The organism is Rhodanobacter sp. UC4443_H10 (genome assembly GCF_052978325.1).
In genome coordinates this window covers 1,782,744-1,798,476 of the sequence record NZ_CM129668.1, presented here as the reverse complement: position 1 = coordinate 1,798,476, position 15,733 = coordinate 1,782,744, and the positions used below count along the sequence as shown (strand labels likewise).

Here is a 15,733-nt window from a genome sequence, read left to right as displayed (position 1 = left end):
CCACCGGCTATCATGCGCAGTTCGATGAACGACCACCGCGCGCCCGCATCCGATCCCGCTGCCGATCCAGGCTTGCGCACCTTGCGCCGGCAGTTGGATGCGGTGTGCAGTCGCGACTTCGGTCGCCTGCTGGGACGTTGGCGCACGCTGTCGCGCCGACCCGACGAAAAGAAGGTGGGGGCGCTGGCCGCCGATATCGAGCGTTCCGCGGCCAGACGCCGCGACCGTGCCGCGGCCAAGCCCGAAATCCGGCTGGACGAGTCGCTGCCGATCAGCGCGCGCGGCGAGGACATCGTCAAGCTGATCCGCGAACACCAGGTGGTGGTGATCGCCGGCGAGACCGGTTCGGGCAAGACCACCCAGCTGCCGAAGCTGTGCCTGGCCGCCGGCCGCGGCGAAGCGGGCATGATCGGCTGCACCCAGCCGCGTCGGCTGGCCGCGCGCTCGGTGGCGCGCCGCGTGGCGGAGGAGCTGGGCACGCCGCTGGGCGAGGTCGTGGGTTTCCAGGTGCGATTCAACGACCAGGTGTCCGAGCGCAGCCTGATCAAGTTCATGACCGACGGCATCCTGCTCGCCGAGACCCAGGGCGATCCGTGGCTGAGTGCCTACGACACCATCATCATCGACGAGGCGCACGAGCGCAGCCTCAACATCGACTTCCTGCTCGGCTACCTCAAGCGTCTGACGCTGAAGCGGCCGGAGCTGAAGATCATCGTCACCTCGGCGACCATCGACACCGCAAGGTTCGCCGAACACTTCGGCGGCGCGCCGGTGGTCGAGGTGGAAGGACGGGCGTACCCGGTGGAGTTGCGCTGGCGGCCGGTGGAAGCCGCAGGCAAGGGCATGCAGCAGGGCAGCGCCGAACACATCGCCGCCGTGCTCGACGAGATCACCCGCGACGATCCGCGCGGCGACGTGCTGGTGTTCCTGCCCGGCGAGCGCGAGATCCGCGACGCGCACCAGCTGCTGTCGCGCCGGCAATACCGCGAGACCGAGATCATGCCGCTGTACGCGCGGCTTTCCGCCGGCGACCAGGACCGCGTGTTCAAGCCCGGCATCAAGCGTCGCGTGGTGCTGGCCACCAACGTCGCCGAGACCTCGCTCACGGTGCCGCGCATCCGCTACGTGATCGACACCGGCACCGCGCGGGTCAAGCGCTACAGCCAGCGCAGCCAGCTCGAGCGGCTGCATGTCGAACCGATCTCGCAGGCCGCCGCCGACCAGCGCAAGGGCCGCTGCGGCCGCGTCGGACCTGGCGTCTGCTATCGCCTCTACGACGAAGCCGATTTCGCCGGCCGCGCCGCGTTCACCGATCCGGAGCTGCTGCGATCGTCGCTGGCCAACGTGATCCTGCGCATGCTGGCGCTGCAGATGGGCGAGGTCGATGAGTTCCCGTTCCTGGAAGCGCCCGACCCGCGCGTGATCGCCGACGGCTTCCGCCGGCTCACCGAAATTTCCGCGATCGACGAGGCGCGCAGGCTCACCGCGATCGGCCGCACGCTGCCGCGGCTGCCGATCGACGTGCAGCTGGCGCGCATGCTGGTCGAGGGCGAGAAACTGCATGCGTTGCGTGAGCTGCTCGTCATCGTCGCCTTCCTCAGCATCCAGGATCCGCGCGAGCGTCCCGGCGACGCACGCCAACAGGCCGACGCCGCGCACGCCGTGTTCGCCGACCCGAAGTCCGACTTCATCGGCGTGCTGAACCTGTGGCGGGCCTATCACGACGCCCACGAGGAACTGACCCAGTCGAAGCTGCGCGACTGGTGCTCGCGGCACTTCCTCAGCTTCATGCGCATGCGCGAATGGCGCGAGCTGCATCGGCAGTTGCTGCTGGTCGTTGAAGAGCTGGGCTGGCGCCTTGCTCCCTCTCCCCTGCGGGGAGAGGGTTGGGGTGAGGGAGCGGGGTCGCGGAAGACTTCACAGGCTGGTGCATCAAAGCTCGGAAAGAAAAGCAAAGGCAGGGAGGCTTCGCGCGAGCACCCGCCCCTCACCTTCCCGAAAAGGGGACTTCCTGCGGTCGCAATCCTCTCCCCGGAGGGGAGAGGCGGCGAACGCGAAGAGCGAGTTATTGATCAGCAAGCTGCGATGGATCGCCTCTTTGAGGCGGTCCATCGCAGCCTGTTGGCCGGCCTGCCCACCCAGGTCGGCCGCAAGGACGAGAAGGGCATTTACCAGAGCACGCGCGAGCGCAAGTTCCAGGTGTTTCCCGGCTCGGCCCTGTCGAAGGCACCACCGAACTGGATCTTCTCCGCGCAGATCCTCGACGTGGGCGGCCGCGTGTGGGGCATGGCGAATGCGCGGGTGGAGCCGTTGTGGATCGAGCAGCAGGCGGCGCACCTGCTGCGCACCAGTTGCCGCGACGCGCACTGGTCGAGGAAGCGCGGCTGCGTGGTGGCGTACGAACAGGTCAGCCTGTTCGGCCTGGTGCTGGTGGAGAAGCGGCCGGTCACCTTCCAGCAGCAGGACCCCGCGCTGGCGCACGCGATCTTCCTGCGCGAGGCGCTGGTGCGCGGCGACATCGACGGCGCCGATCATGGACGGTCAAGTGCCGCGGGCGCAGGACGCGCAGGAGCGGCCGCGGATTTCGTGCGCGCGAACCAGCGCGTGCTGGAAGAGGCGCTGGGCATCGAGGCAAGGCAGCGCCGCGAAGGATTGATCCGTCACGAGGACGAACTGGTCGCGTTCTTCGAGGGCAAGCTGCCCGAAGAGATCGCCAGCTCGCGTGCGCTCGACGCGTGGTATCGCAAGGCCCGACCGGCCGAACAGGCCGCGCTGCGCTGGTCGCTGGATGACGTGATGGGCGCTGGTGCCGCGCTGGATGCGAAGGCGTTTCCCGCCGCCATCGAGGTGCCGCAGAGATACAAACTGGAATACCGCTTCGTTCCGGGTGACGAGGCCGATGGCGTGACCCTGCAACTGCCGCTGGCAATGTTGAATGCGCTGCCCGCGGCGCGCTGCGAGTGGCTGGTGCCGGGCCTGCTGGCGGACAAGGTGGCCGAACTGATCCGCGGCCTGCCCAAGGCGTTGCGCCGCAACTTCGTGCCGGCGCCGGATTTCGCGCGCGCCTTCACCGAGGCGGAATCGCCCCGCGACGAGTCGCTGGTCAAGGCGCTGGCCGCCTTCCTGAAACGCGCCACCGGCGTCGACATCGGCGCCGGCGAGTTCGCCGGCATCGAATTGCCGCCGCATTTCCTGATGCGCTACCGCCTGCATGACGAACGCGGCAAGACGCTGGCCAGTGGCCGCGACCTGGCTGCGCTGCGTGGGCAGTGGGAAGGCCAGGCGCGTGAGGCGTTCTCGCGCAAGACCGATATCGAGCTGACTCGCGAAGACGTGGCCAGCTGGGATTTCGAGGCGATCCCTGCGCAGGTGCGTTCGGACGCCGGCCTCACCGCGTTTCCGGCCCTGGTCGACCTGGGCGAGACGGTGGCGCTGCGCGTATTCGAGCGCAGCGACGAAGCGCGCGCGGCGCATGCCGCCGGCGTGGTGCGGCTGCTGCGCAACGCACTGGCCAGCGAGGCGAAGCAGGCGCGCCGGCGATTGCCGATCGGCAACGCGCTGGCGTTGAAATACGCGCCGCTCGGCGGCGTCGACGGCCTGCGCGAAGACCTGCTCGAAGGCGGCTTCACCGATCTGCTGGAACGCCACGCACTGGACGTGCGTACCGCCGGCGCGTTCGAGGCGCTGCGCACGCAGTGTTCGCGCGAACTGTTCGGTGCCGGCGTCGAGCGGCTCAAGCTGGCCGAGCCGATCATCGAGGCGCAGGCCGAGGCAAAGCCCTGGCTCGAGCCGCCGCTGCTCGGCTTCGCCCGCGCCAGCTACGACGACCTGCGTGAACAATTCGACGCGCTGCTCGTGCCCGGTTTCCTGCGCGAGCTGCCGCCTTCACGGCTGGCGCATTATCCGCGCTACCTCAAGGCGATGCGCCTGCGTGGCGAACGCTTGCGCCAGGACCCGGCGAAGGACCAGCAACGCATGCTGCAGGTGCTGCCGTACTGGCGCGCGTACCTGCAACACCGCGCCGCCGGCGGCGACCCGGCCGAACTGGCCGAGTTGCGCTGGCTGATCGAGGAATGGCGCGTGTCGCTGTTCGCGCAGGAGCTGAAGACCGCCGAGCCGGTGTCGGCCAAGCGGCTGGCGAAGGCGCTGGCCGCGCTCGCGTGAGCGGCCGGATCAGCGCACGCGTTCCACGTGCACGCTGCCGTTGCAGCCGGACACGTACATCAGCCAGTTGCCCATCATCGAGGGTTTGACCTTGGTCGAGGGATTGTCGGCAGTCATGCACGACACATTGTCCGAGCCGATCTGCCGCCAGACCTGTCCGTTGTCCAGGGTGTACTCGTTGTTGCCGCTCCAGCCGTCGAAGTGGCCCTTGATGCGGGTCTCGATCTTCTCGCGCTTGGCATCGCTCGCGTAGAACACCGGCTTGCCGCTGGCACTGACCATCTTGGTGGTGGTCTTGGCGTGCGTGCGCAGCCAGGCGTCGAGATTCTGCAGTTCCTGCGGCGAGAGTTTGTCCAGGCCAGCGGCCTTGAACTCGGAAGGACTCATGCGTTGCTGCAGGTCGCCGGACGTCTGCTGCGCGTACACGGCGCAGCACGGGAGGGCCAGCAACAGCGGGAGACAGCGTGCGCGGAAGGACATGGGGATTTCCTCGAAGCCGGAATGGCGAATCCCGATTCTGCCCGCCAAGCGGCCCGAGGCCAAGCGCCGCAGGCCGCCCGCCGCGACCATGCCACTACAATGGCCGCCATCATGGCCCCGCGCACTCATTCAGGCAGCCTCGCCGCATGGCGCAAGCGCGCCGACACGCTGTCACCCGATCTGGCCGATGCGCTGGAGGCCTGCGGCGAGCATCCGGTCGACCAGGCCGAGTGCGGCGACACCCTCGACCTGCTCGGCATGCTCGGTTGTGACGCGTCGACCCAGGCGGCGGCGTTGTGGTTCGAGCTGGCGCGCGTCGATCCGGCGTTGTGGGCTGCGCGCGGCCCGGGCCTGCCGGCGGACGTGCAGCGCCTGGTCGCCGGCCAGCAGGCGGCCGAACAGGTGTGGACCTTGCACGCGCAGCGCGCACCCGGCGGGGCGACCGAAGGCCTGCGCCGGCTGTTGCTGGCGATCGTGCGCGACCTGCGCGTGGTGTTCGTGCTGCTGGCGCGCCAGCTTGCGCGGATGCGCGCCGCGGCATGGCTGCCGCCGGAGCAGGCTGCCGCGCTGGCGCGGTTGAGCCGCGACATCCATGCCCCGCTGGCCAACCGGCTCGGCATCTGGCAACTGAAATGGGAGCTGGAGGACCTGGCGTTCCGCCACCTGCAGCCGGACACCTATCGCCGCATCGCCAAGCTGCTCGACGAGCGCCGCGTCGATCGCGAGGCATTCATCCGCCAGTCGCTGGACGAGCTGAAACAGGCGCTGGACGCCGCCGGCCTGCAGGCCGACCTGGCGGGGCGGCCCAAGCACATCTACTCGATCTGGAAAAAGATGCAGCGCAAGTCGCTGGATTTTTCCGACCTCTACGACATCCGCGCGGTGCGCGTGCTGGTCGACAGCGTCACCGACTGCTACGCCGCGCTGGGCGTGGTGCACGCGCTGTGGCCGCACCTGCGGAACGAGTTCGACGACTACATCGCGCGACCCAAGCCCAACGGTTACCAGTCGCTGCACACCGCGGTGGTCGGGCCGCAGGGCAAGACGCTGGAGGTGCAGATCCGCACCCACGAGATGCATCGCGCCAACGAACTGGGCGTGGCCGCGCACTGGCGCTACAAGGAGGGTGGCGGCAGCGACGCCGAGTTCGAGGCCAAGATCGCCTGGATGCGCAAGCTGCTGGAGCCGCGCAGCGGCGACGACAGCAACCTCGCCGCCGAGCTGCAGACCGAGCTGCTGGAAGACCGCGTCTACCTGCTCACTCCCAAGGGCGAGGTGTTCGACCTGGCACGTGGCGCCACCGTGCTGGATTTCGCCTACCTGGTGCACACCGAGGTCGGCCACCGCTGCCGCGGCGCCAAGGTCAACGGCCGCATCGTGCCGCTGACCTTCCAGCCGCAGAGCGGCGACCGCGTGGAGATCCTCACCACCAAGGTCGCCGAACCCAGCCGCGACTGGCTCTCGCCGCACCATGGCTACCTCAACACCGCGCGGGCGAAGGACAAGGTGCGCGCGTGGTTCCGCCGCATCGCGCACGACGCCAACCTCGGCGTCGGACGCGCCATGCTCGAGCGCGAACTGAAGCGCCTGGCGCTGCCCGCCGCCGACATCGGCAAGCTGCCCGCCCAATTCCACCTGCAGACGCAGGACGAGCTGCTGATCGCGCTGGCACTGGGTGAGGTCACGCCCGGCCAGATCGCCCGCGTGCTGCAGGAGTCCGTGCAACCGCCGCCGCCCGCGCCGGCACCGCCGCCGGCGCGGCCGGCCACGCTGGACCAGGGCGCGCTGAGCATCGAAGGCGTCGGCAACCTGCTTACCACGCTGGCGCGCTGCTGCCAGCCGCTGCCGGGCGACGCGGTACGCGGCTACATCACCAAGGGCCGCGGCGTTTCAGTGCATCGTGCCGATTGCGGCAGCCTGGCGCGGCTCGCGCGGCGCGACCCGGACCGGGTGATCGAGGTGAGCTGGGGCCACGTCGCCAGCCAGGCTTACGAGGTGGACATCGAACTGCGCGGCTACGACCGCAAGGAGCTGCAGAAAGACGTCACCAACCTCATCAGCAACGCCGGCACCCACATCATCGCCTCGTCCAGCCGCTCGCGTCCGCAGACCGGCGAAGTGGAGATGCGCTACACCCTGCGCGTGCGCGATTTCGAACAGCTGTCCACCCTGCTGGGCAAGCTGCTGGCGCTGCCCAACGTCACCGAAGTGCGCCGCATCAGCGCCTAGCGCGGCGCCGGGGCGCCGGGCGCCGCGCCGCCCTCGCCAGCAGCGCTGGACGCTGAACGCCGGTATCGCGCAGGCCGGGCCGTCCGGTCGCGCGATGTTAAGCTGCGACCGCTTATCGCCAGTGCCATGAATCATGAGCAGCCGCCGCAACCCGCATGATGCCCGGCCACCGAACCGCAGCGAGCCCACCCTGGGCGACCTCGATCAGGTGGAGGGCAAGCCGCGCGCGTCCGCTGCCGATGGCCTGCCGCGGGTCACCGTGGAAAGGCGTCGTGCCCGCGGGATTCGCACCGCGGCATCGCGCGGGCGTCGCGGCTGGCTGCTGCCGATCTTGATCCTGCTGGTCGTCGCGCTCGGCGCGGCGCTCTGGCTCAGCCAGAACCGGCTGCGCGGCATGCTGCCGCGCACCGACCTCAACAGCGTGCTGGCGCAGGCGCAGCAGGCGCTGGACGCGGGCCACCTGGATGGCGAGGACGGCACCAGCGCGCGCGAACTGTTCCAGCAGGTGGCGGCCAGCGAGCCGGACAACGATCGCGCCCGCGACGGCCTGCGCCAGGTTGGCCAGGCCGAGTTGTCGCAAGCCGATGCAGCGCTGCAGGCAGGCCGGCTGGATGAGGCCACCCAGCGCGCCACGGTCGCCCGCGAACTGCTCGGGGGCGGGCGCGACGTGGATCGCCTCGACATGCTCATCCGCCAGGCGCAGGCGGGCCAGATGCACACCGGCGACCTGGTCGACCAGGCCAAGCAGGCATTGGCGCAGGGCAAGCTGGATGGTGCCGACGGCGCCGGCGCGCTCTACCAGCGCGTGTTGCGCACCGACCCGGACAACGCAGTGGCCGCGCACGGGCTGGACCAGGTCGCCAACGCGCTGGCGGTGCAGGCACACGACGCGCTGGAGGCGGGCGACCTGGCCAAGGCCGATCCGCTGGTGCTGCAGATCGCCGCGCTGCGGCCGAACAACGGCTCGCTGCCGGCGCTGCGCGCGCTGCAGGCGCAACGGCGCCAGCAACAGGATGGCGCGGTAAAGGATGCCATTGCCCAGGGCCGTGAGGCCTTGCGCGACGGCCGCATCGCCGGCTCCGGCGACGACACCGCGCTGGCGCACTTCAGGGCTGCGTTGGCGCTTGATCCGGACAGCGAGGAGGCCAAGGCCGGGCTGGGCGACGTGGCGCAGGCGCTGACCGTGCAGGCGAATGCGGCGATGGATGACGGCGATCGCGCGCAGGCGGCCAAACTGCTCGGCCAGGCGAATGCGCTGGCGCCGAAGTCGGCCGATCTGGCCGCCGCCCGCGCGCGGCTGCAGAGCAAGCCGCCGGCGAGCAAGCCACCCGCGGACGAACCCGCCGAGACGGTGCACGCGGCCGACGAGGCCCCGGTAGTCGCCGCCGCGTTGTCGCCGCAGCAAAGCGCAGCCGTGGCCCAACTGGTGCAGCGCGCGCAGCAGGCCACCGCCAGCGGCAACATCATGATGCCGCCCGGCGACAGCGCGTACGACCTGTACCGCAGCGCGCTGGCGATCGACGGCAACGACGTGCTTGCGCGGCAGGGCCTGCAGGCCTTGCCGGGCCGGGTCGAACAGTTGTTCAAGCAGGCCCTCGCGGCCGGCCAGCTGAAGCAGGCCGGCGACATGCTGGCCAACCTGGGCGAATTGGCGCCGGGCGATCCGGCACAGCTGGGGCTGAGCAACCAGCTGGCCAGCGCCTGGGTCGATCGGGCCCAGCAGCAGCTCGATGGCGGCGACCGCATCGGCGCCGGCCAGTCGCTCGCGCGCGCGCGCAAGCTGGCGCCCAACCATCCGCGCGTGACCGAGCTTGCCGCGCGACTGCAAGGCAATCCGTGAGGCCGACATGACGGTGCTGGTCGTCGGCGGCAGCAGCCAGATCGGCCACTTCCTCCTGCCGCACCTGCGCGCCACCGGTGAGCCGGTGCTGGCGCTGAGCCGGCATCCGCGGCCCGCGCGCGACGGGGTGCAGTGGCTGCGCGGTACCCTGCCGCACGACATGCCGACGTTGCCCGAACTGTCGGCAATCATCAGTTTCGGTCCCTTGCTGGCGCTGGCCGAATGGCTGGCCCATGCCAGCCTGGTCGGCGCGCCGAGGGTGGTGGCCACCAGTTCGATGAGCGCCGAAAGCAAGCGGGATTCGGTGGTGCCGGCCGAGCGCGCGATCGCGCGCCAGCTGCGCGAGGGCGAGGCTGCGCTGGCCACCGCCTGCGCCCGCCACGGCTGCGCGTGGACCGTGCTGCGGCCAACCCTGGTGTATGGCGCCGGGCTCGATCGCAGCCTCACCCCGATCGCGCGCCGTGCGCTGCGCACGCGGTTGTTTCCGATCCCGGCCGCGCGTGGCCTGCGCCAGCCGGTGCATGCCGACGACGTCGCGCAGGCAGTGCTGGCCGCGCTGGATTGTCCCGCCTCGGCGGGACGCATCGTGCCGATCGGCGGCGGCGAACGGCTGCCGTATCCGCAGATGTTCGCGCGCGTGCGCGACAGCCTGCCGCGCGCCACCGTGACAGTGCCGCTGCCCGCCTGGTTGTTGCGGCTGCTTGCTCGCACGTGCCCGCCGCTGCGTGGCCCGCTGAGCCGGCTGGACCGCGATCTGGTCGCCGACAACGGCGAGTTGCAGCGCTTGCTGGGCATTCACCCGCGGCCGTTTCGGCCGGATGCCGGCATGTGGATGCCCCGGGGGGCAGGGTCACTTTTCGCGAGCGAAAAGTGACTCTGACCCCGTCCCGGGCCCCTCACGCCGCTCGCGCCGTGCCCGCGCCACCACCCTCGTGCCACGAATTTGCCCGCAAAACCGCCGCGGCGTTCATGGGCGCGCCGGGATGCACGCCCTATCATCGGGAAACCTGATCGCCGGATTCCGCCGCCCTTGAGCTTCCTCGACCGTACCCGTTCCCTCGCCCGCCGCAGCTGGCCGTGGCTGCGCATTCCGTGCTGGATCGGCCTGGGCCTGCTGGTCGGTTTCGTGTTGCCGTACGTGCTGGTGCTCAACAAGCGCGTGCAGGATCGTTTCAACGACCTGGTGTTCGCGGTGCCCACGCGGGTGTATGCGCGGCCGCTGCCGCTGCAGGCCGGCGAGCCGATGACCAGCGCCGCGCTGGAACTGGAACTGACCTTCGCCGGCTACAGCCACGACGGCAAGGGCCAGGTGCCCGGCAGCTGGATGAAGCAGGGCAGCCGCTACACGATCTCCTCGCGTGGCTACGCCGGCCCCGACGGCGGCGAGTTGCCCAAGCGCATCGTGGTGACCCTGGGCGGCGGCGAGGTGGCCTCGGTGCACACCGCGGCGGACAAGCAGCCGATCAAGCAGACCCATCTCGACCCGGCGCGCATCGCCACGCTGTACGGCGCCAGCCAGGAGGAGCGACGCTTCGTGCAGTTGCGCGACGTGCCGCCGCTGCTGGTCAAGGGCCTGCAGTCGGTCGAGGACCGCAATTTCAAGAACAACATCGGCATCGACTTCGGCGCGATCGCGCGCGCGGCGCTGGCCAACCTGCGTGCCGGCCACACCGTGCAGGGCGGTTCCACGCTGACCCAGCAGTTGGTGCGCAACCTGTTCCTGAGCCGCGACCAGACCTTGACGCGCAAGATCAACGAGGCGCTGATGTCGCTGCTGCTGGAGGCGCACTACAGCAAGGGGCGCATCCTGGAGGCCTACGTCAACGACGTGTTCCTGGGCCAGCAGGGGGCGCAGGCGGTGCACGGTTTCGGCGCCGCGTCGGAGTTCTATTTCGGGCGCCGGCTGCAGGAGCTGCGGCCGCAGGAGATCGCCTTGCTGGTCGGCCTGGTGAAGGGGCCGAGCTACTACGACCCGCGCCGCGCACCCAAGCGCGCCCTGGCGCGGCGCAACCTGGTGCTGCAGGAGTTCTTCGACACCGGCCTGATCAGCGCCGCGCAGCTCAATGCGGGCCAGGCTGCGCCGCTGGACGTGATCAAGAACGGCCAGCTGCCGCACAACCGCTTCCCCGCGTTCATGGATCTGGTGCGCAAGCAGATCACCACCGACTTCGACGAGAAGGCGTTGCGCGAAGGCAACCTGTCGATCTTCACCACGCTGGACCCGGCCGCGCAGCTGTACACCGAGCAGGCGATCACCAGTTCGCTCAAGGGCCTGGGCAAGCGCGGCGACGGCGTGCAGGCGGCGGCGGTGGTGACCGATGCGCACACCGGCAGCGTGCTTGCCGTGGTCGGCAACCGCAATCCGGGCGAGCCGGGTTTCAACCGCGCGCTGGACATCCGCCGGCAGATCGGCTCCACGATCAAGCCGTTCGTCTACCTGGTCGCGCTGACCCAGCCCGAGCGCTGGAACCTGGCCAGCATGATGGACGACAGCCCGATCAGCATGCGCCAGCCCAACGGCAGCATGTGGACGCCGCAGAACGACGACCACCGCAGCCACGACCCGCTGATCATGGTCGACGCGCTGGCGCATTCGTGGAACCTCGCCACGATCCACCTCGGCATGGCGGTGGGCTTGCCGCGCATCCGTGCGTTCCTCGAATCGTTCGGGCTCACCGACGTCAATCCAAGTCCCTCGCTGCTGATCGGCGCGCTGGACCTGTCTCCGCTGCAGGTGGCGCAGCTCTATCAGTATCTGGCGGCGGATGGTCACGCCCTGCCGCTGCTGGCGGTGCGCGGCGTGCTCGACGGCAGCGGCCGCACGATCAAGCGCTACCAGGTGCAGCCCGGTCCCGGCGAATACCAGGAGGCGGTGCGGCTGACCACCTGGGCAATGCAGCAGGTGGCCGAGTACGGCACCGCCAGCGCGATCGGCAACTCCGCGCTGGCCTCGCTGCACGCCGCCGGCAAGACCGGCACCAGCAACGACATGCGCGACAGCTGGTTCGCCGGCTTCACCGGCAACCACCTGGCGGTGTTCTGGATGGGCCGCGACGACAACAAGCCGACCACGCTGTTCGGCGCCAGCGGCGGCTTGCGCGCCTGGCGCGACCTGTTCGCCAAGCTGCCCACCACGCCATTGTCCGCCGCGCCGGGACCGGGCCTGGAAATGGCCTGGATCAACCCCGCCGATGGCCGCCGCACCGAGCCGCAATGCCAGGGCGCGCAGCAGGTGCCGGTGGTCGCCGGCAGCCTGCCGGCCGATGCCGAGGGCTGCTTCTGGCAAAGCCTGTTCGGCGGCGACACCGCCACCCCCGCTCCCTCGACCACCACGCCGTGACCATGCCCATGACTTCCCGACGCCTCGCGCCGCTGCTGCTGTCGGCGCTGCTTGCCACCCTGGCCGGCTGCAGCCTGTTTCGTTCCGCGCCGGCGCCGGCGCCAGCGGCCGCGCCGGAGCATGACGCGGTGGCGGCGATCCGTGCCGCCGGCGCGCACGACGATTCGGTCATCGACGTGAAGCCGCTGCGCGACCCGGCCGTGGATGCGCTGATGGTCCAGGCGGAACAGGACGAACGCAGCGGCAACTACACTGCCGCCGCCGCCACGCTGGACAAGGCGCTGCAGATCAGCCCCGATGCGCCCGACCTGCTGCAGGAGCGCGCCGAGATCGCGATCCGGCTGAAGAATTTCGTGCGCGCCGAAAAGCTGGCGCACAAGTCGTGGACGCTGGGCCCGCGCCTTGGTCCGCTGTGCGCGCGCAACTGGCAGACCATCGTCGAGACCCGCTTGCAGGCGAACGACACGGTCGGCGCGTCGACTGCGCGCAAGTGGGTGCAGCAGTGCCGCAAGGCGGGTGTGCCCCGGTATTGAGCGGCGGCGCCCCGGCCGCTCAGAGCAGCGCCACCAGCAACAACACGATGCCGGCGAGGCTCACCGCCCAGACCAGCGTGCGCAGGTAGGGGATGCCGGCGGCATACACCGGCACGTAGAGCACGCGTGCCCAGAAATAAAGTTGCGCACCGAGCACGGTGAGCGGGTCGTGCTGCTGCATCACCTGCGCGGCCAGCACCGCGGCGGCGAACAACGGGAAGGTTTCCAGGAAGTTCGCGCGGGCACGATCGAGCCGTCCGCCGACGCCGGTCAACGGCGGCTTCACCTCGTCGCGCGCGCTGGCGATCCAGCCGAGCCCGCGCTGGCCGATCGAACAGCTCGCCGCCAGGGCGATCTGCACCAGCCCCAGCACCACACTCCACAGCAGCATGCAAAGTTCGGTCGTCACGACGTACTCCTCCGGCGATGGTGGGCGCATGGTGAATCCAGCCGCGGCTTCTCGCCAGTGGCCCCGGGCTACGCCGCGCGGCGGCTGCGATCCTGCCGCAGCAGGCTTTCGACCCGCTGCAGCGGAATCCGGTCGCCGGCGTCGCGGCCGTAGTAGGCCTCCACGATGCGGCCGCGGCCGTCGATCAGGAAATCCGCCGGCATCAGGTTGCCGGTGTTGAGGCCGGCGAAACCGACCAGGCGCAGGCCGCGGATCAGGGTCGGCACCCGCGTCACGATCGCCTTGAACTTGCGCCACAGCGAACGCTCGATGCCGTAGACCTCGTGCGCACGCGAGGTGGGGTCGGCCGCCAGCGGAAACGGCCGCGGGCGGTGGCCGGCGAAGCGCAGCACCTCGGCTTGCGAGGCGCTGAACACCGCCACCACGTCCAGCCCGCGCTCGGACAATTCTTGGTGCCGCTGGGTCAGCTCGTAGATGCGGAAATTGCAGAACGGGCAGGCCGCATCACGGAAAAACGAGAGCAGGGTAAGCCGACCGGGTTGGCTGGTCGTGATGGCCTGGCCGTGGATGTCGACCAGGTCGAGTACGGGTGCGGTTTCGGGTGCGAACAGTCTCACGGCTGCCTCCTTGGAGTGGCGGGCGGGTGGCATGCCAGTGGATGCGCCGGCCACCGTCGCGGTTCCCGCGCCGCTTTGTCGACGGCGGTCGCTCGGCCATAATCGGCGGATGATCGCTCCCGACGACACCGTGTCCGACGAGGACGTCGGCGCCTTGCTCGGTGCCGACGGCCCGTTCGCCCGCGAGCTGCCGAACTTCGCGCCGCGGCTGGCCCAGCAGGCGATGGCGCGGGCAGTGCAGCAGGCCATCGCCGGGCGCGACACGCTGGTTGCCGAGGCCGGCACCGGCACCGGCAAGACCTACGCCTACCTGGTGCCGGCGCTGCTGTCGGGCGAGCGGGTGATCATCTCCACCGGCACCAAGGCGCTGCAGGACCAGCTGTATTTCCGCGACCTGCCGAAGGTGCGCTCGGTGCTGGGCGCACGCCTGAAGACGGCGCTGCTGAAGGGTCGCGCGAATTATCTCTGCCTGTACCGGCTCGAGCAGACCGTGCGCGATGGCGGCAGCCTGGCGCCGGCGCAGGCCGCGCAGCTGGCGACGATCCGCGCCTGGTCCGCGCGCACCCGCCGCGGCGACCGCATGGAGCTGGCCGAGGTGCCGGAGGAGTCGCCGCTGTGGCCGCGGGTCACCTCCACCGCGGAAAACTGCCTCGGCGTGGAGTGTCCGTTCTACGAGGACTGCCACGTGTTCAAGGCGCGCCGCGAGGCGATGGAGGCGGACGTGGTGGTGGTCAACCATCACCTGCTGTTCGCCGACCTCGCGCTGAAGCAGGAAGGTTTCGGCGAGATCCTGCCGGGCGCGACGGCCTTCATCCTCGACGAGGCGCACCAGATTCCCGAGCTGGCCGGCCAGTTCTTCTCGCAGAGCATCAGCGCGCGGCAGCTCACCGACATGGCGCAGGACGCGCTGACCGAATGCAGCGGCATCACCGGCGCGATCGGCCTGCTGCTGGAACCGGTCGAGGCATTGCAGAACGCGCTGCGCAAGCTGCGCCTGGCGCTGGAGCCGCTGCCCTCGCGCGGCGCCTTCGCGCTGCTGGAGGATCGCGCCGAGGTGCGCGTCGCACTGCACGAACTGGGCGAACTGCTGGCCACGCTGGCCGAGCTGCTCGCCTCGCAGGCCGAGCGCTCGCGTGGCTTCGCCAACCTGCACGAACGCGCCGCGCTGTTCGGCGGGCGGCTGGAGCGCATCATCGAGACGCATGGCGACCAGGACGTGCGCTGGTACGAAACCTTCCCGCGCGGCTTCGCGCTGTACGCCACGCCGCTGGATCTCGCCGCGCCGATGCGCGGCCTGCGCGAACGCACCCAGGCGGCGTGGATCCACACCTCGGCCACGCTGTCGGTGGCCGGCAACTTCGACCACTTCGCGCGCCAGCTCGGCCTGGACGAGCCGCAGACACTGAGCCTGGACAGCCCGTTCGATTACGCGCACCAGGCGCTGTGCTACCTGCCCGCTGGCCTGCCCGACCCGAACGCACGCGACTACACCGAGCAGGTGATCGAGGCGGTGCTGCCGGTGCTGCAGGCCTCCAACGGCCGTGCCTTCCTGCTGTTCACCTCGCACCGCGCACTGCGCCGCGCCGCCGAGCTGCTGCAGGACAAGGTGCCATGGCCGCTGTTCGTGCAGGGCAGCGCGCCGCGGCCACGGCTGCTGGAGGAGTTCCGCGCCAGCGGCCACGGCGTGCTGCTCGGTGCGGCCAGTTTCTGGGAAGGCGTCGACGTGGTCGGCGAGGCGCTCAGCGTGGTGGTGATCGACAAGCTGCCGTTCGCCGCGCCCGACGATCCGGTGCTGATGGCGCGCCTCGCCGCGCTGGAACAATCCGGCATCAATCCGTTCATGGGCTGGCAGGTGCCCAGCGCGGTGATTGCGCTGAAGCAGGGCGCCGGCCGGCTGATTCGCAGCGTGCACGACCGCGGCGTGCTGGTGCTGTGCGACCCGCGCCTCACCGGCAAGGGCTACGGCAAGCTGTTCCTCGCCAGCGTCCCGCCGATGCCGCGCACCCGCGAGCTGGCTGACGTGCAAGCCTTCTTCGACCTGCCGTCGTAGGGCGGGCGCCGCCCGCCAGCCTTTGCTTCACAGACCCGGCCGAAGACCCGCGCTGGCTGCCGGCACGCCCT

The 15,733-nt window shown here is 70.3% G+C and carries 10 protein-coding genes; 7 read left to right on the top strand and 3 right to left on the bottom strand.

Translation table 11 applies throughout. From position 1 onward, the window contains the following. The first annotated feature begins 24 nt into the window (after window positions 1-24). Complete coding sequence (hrpA, locus tag ACVCMB_RS08505) at window positions 25-4,164, top strand: ATP-dependent RNA helicase HrpA (RefSeq protein ID WP_447106651.1); 4,140 nt, start codon at window positions 25-27, stop codon at window positions 4,162-4,164. Between the two features lie 9 nt (window positions 4,165-4,173). On the opposite strand, the gene ACVCMB_RS08500 is transcribed toward hrpA, so the two are convergent. Next, complete coding sequence (locus tag ACVCMB_RS08500) at window positions 4,174-4,644, bottom strand: hypothetical protein (protein ID WP_395120070.1); 471 nt, start codon at window positions 4,642-4,644, stop codon at window positions 4,174-4,176. 111 nt (window positions 4,645-4,755) lie between these two features. Between ACVCMB_RS08500 and ACVCMB_RS08495 the strand changes: the two genes are divergently transcribed. From ACVCMB_RS08495 to ACVCMB_RS08475, 5 genes are all read left to right on the top strand, one after another. Continuing rightward, window positions 4,756-6,873, top strand: a complete 2,118-nt coding sequence (locus ACVCMB_RS08495) for a RelA/SpoT family protein (protein ID WP_447106650.1) — start codon at window positions 4,756-4,758, stop codon at window positions 6,871-6,873. 133 nt (window positions 6,874-7,006) lie between these two features. After that, window positions 7,007-8,713 (top strand): hypothetical protein, encoded by a 1,707-nt coding sequence (locus tag ACVCMB_RS08490; RefSeq protein ID WP_395120068.1) that lies wholly within the window; start codon window positions 7,007-7,009, stop codon window positions 8,711-8,713. 7 nt (window positions 8,714-8,720) lie between these two features. Further along, window positions 8,721-9,587 (top strand): SDR family oxidoreductase, encoded by an 867-nt coding sequence (locus ACVCMB_RS08485; protein WP_395120067.1) that lies wholly within the window; start codon window positions 8,721-8,723, stop codon window positions 9,585-9,587. A 156-nt stretch (window positions 9,588-9,743) separates the two neighbouring features. Further along, window positions 9,744-12,053, top strand: coding sequence for a penicillin-binding protein 1B (gene mrcB / locus ACVCMB_RS08480; RefSeq protein ID WP_447106649.1), 2,310 nt, complete (start codon window positions 9,744-9,746; stop codon window positions 12,051-12,053). Between the two features lie 2 nt (window positions 12,054-12,055). Continuing rightward, window positions 12,056-12,586 carry a tetratricopeptide repeat protein gene (locus tag ACVCMB_RS08475; RefSeq protein ID WP_447106648.1) on the top strand — a complete coding sequence of 177 codons (531 nt, stop codon included), beginning with the start codon at window positions 12,056-12,058 and terminating at the stop codon, window positions 12,584-12,586. Window positions 12,587-12,605: 19 nt separating this feature from the next. Here ACVCMB_RS08475 and ACVCMB_RS08470 read toward each other — a convergent pair whose 3' ends face one another. Next, window positions 12,606-12,995 carry an MAPEG family protein gene (locus tag ACVCMB_RS08470; RefSeq protein WP_395120064.1) on the bottom strand — a complete coding sequence of 130 codons (390 nt, stop codon included), beginning with the start codon at window positions 12,993-12,995 and terminating at the stop codon, window positions 12,606-12,608. 68 nt (window positions 12,996-13,063) lie between these two features. Continuing rightward, complete coding sequence (locus ACVCMB_RS08465) at window positions 13,064-13,612, bottom strand: redoxin domain-containing protein (protein WP_447106647.1); 549 nt, start codon at window positions 13,610-13,612, stop codon at window positions 13,064-13,066. 109 nt (window positions 13,613-13,721) lie between these two features. Here ACVCMB_RS08465 and ACVCMB_RS08460 point away from each other — a divergent pair, with 109 nt between their 5' ends. Next, window positions 13,722-15,662, top strand: a complete 1,941-nt coding sequence (locus ACVCMB_RS08460; protein ID WP_447106646.1) for an ATP-dependent DNA helicase — start codon at window positions 13,722-13,724, stop codon at window positions 15,660-15,662. The last annotated feature ends 71 nt before the right edge of the window (window positions 15,663-15,733 follow it).

Excerpts from the sequence above, each read along its gene's own strand:
- ACVCMB_RS08495 (WP_447106650.1), top strand. The coding sequence starts at position 4,756 with ATGGCCCCGCGCACTCATTCAGGCAGCCTCGCCGCATGGCGCAAGCGC.
- ACVCMB_RS08490 (WP_395120068.1), top strand. The coding sequence starts at position 7,007 with ATGAGCAGCCGCCGCAACCCGCATGATGCCCGGCCACCGAACCGCAGC.
- ACVCMB_RS08475 (WP_447106648.1), top strand. The coding sequence starts at position 12,056 with ATGCCCATGACTTCCCGACGCCTCGCGCCGCTGCTGCTGTCGGCGCTG.
- hrpA (WP_447106651.1), top strand. The coding sequence starts at position 25 with ATGAACGACCACCGCGCGCCCGCATCCGATCCCGCTGCCGATCCAGGC.
- ACVCMB_RS08500 (WP_395120070.1), bottom strand. The coding sequence starts at position 4,644 with ATGTCCTTCCGCGCACGCTGTCTCCCGCTGTTGCTGGCCCTCCCGTGC.
- ACVCMB_RS08485 (WP_395120067.1), top strand. The coding sequence starts at position 8,721 with ATGACGGTGCTGGTCGTCGGCGGCAGCAGCCAGATCGGCCACTTCCTC.
- ACVCMB_RS08460 (WP_447106646.1), top strand. The coding sequence starts at position 13,722 with ATGATCGCTCCCGACGACACCGTGTCCGACGAGGACGTCGGCGCCTTG.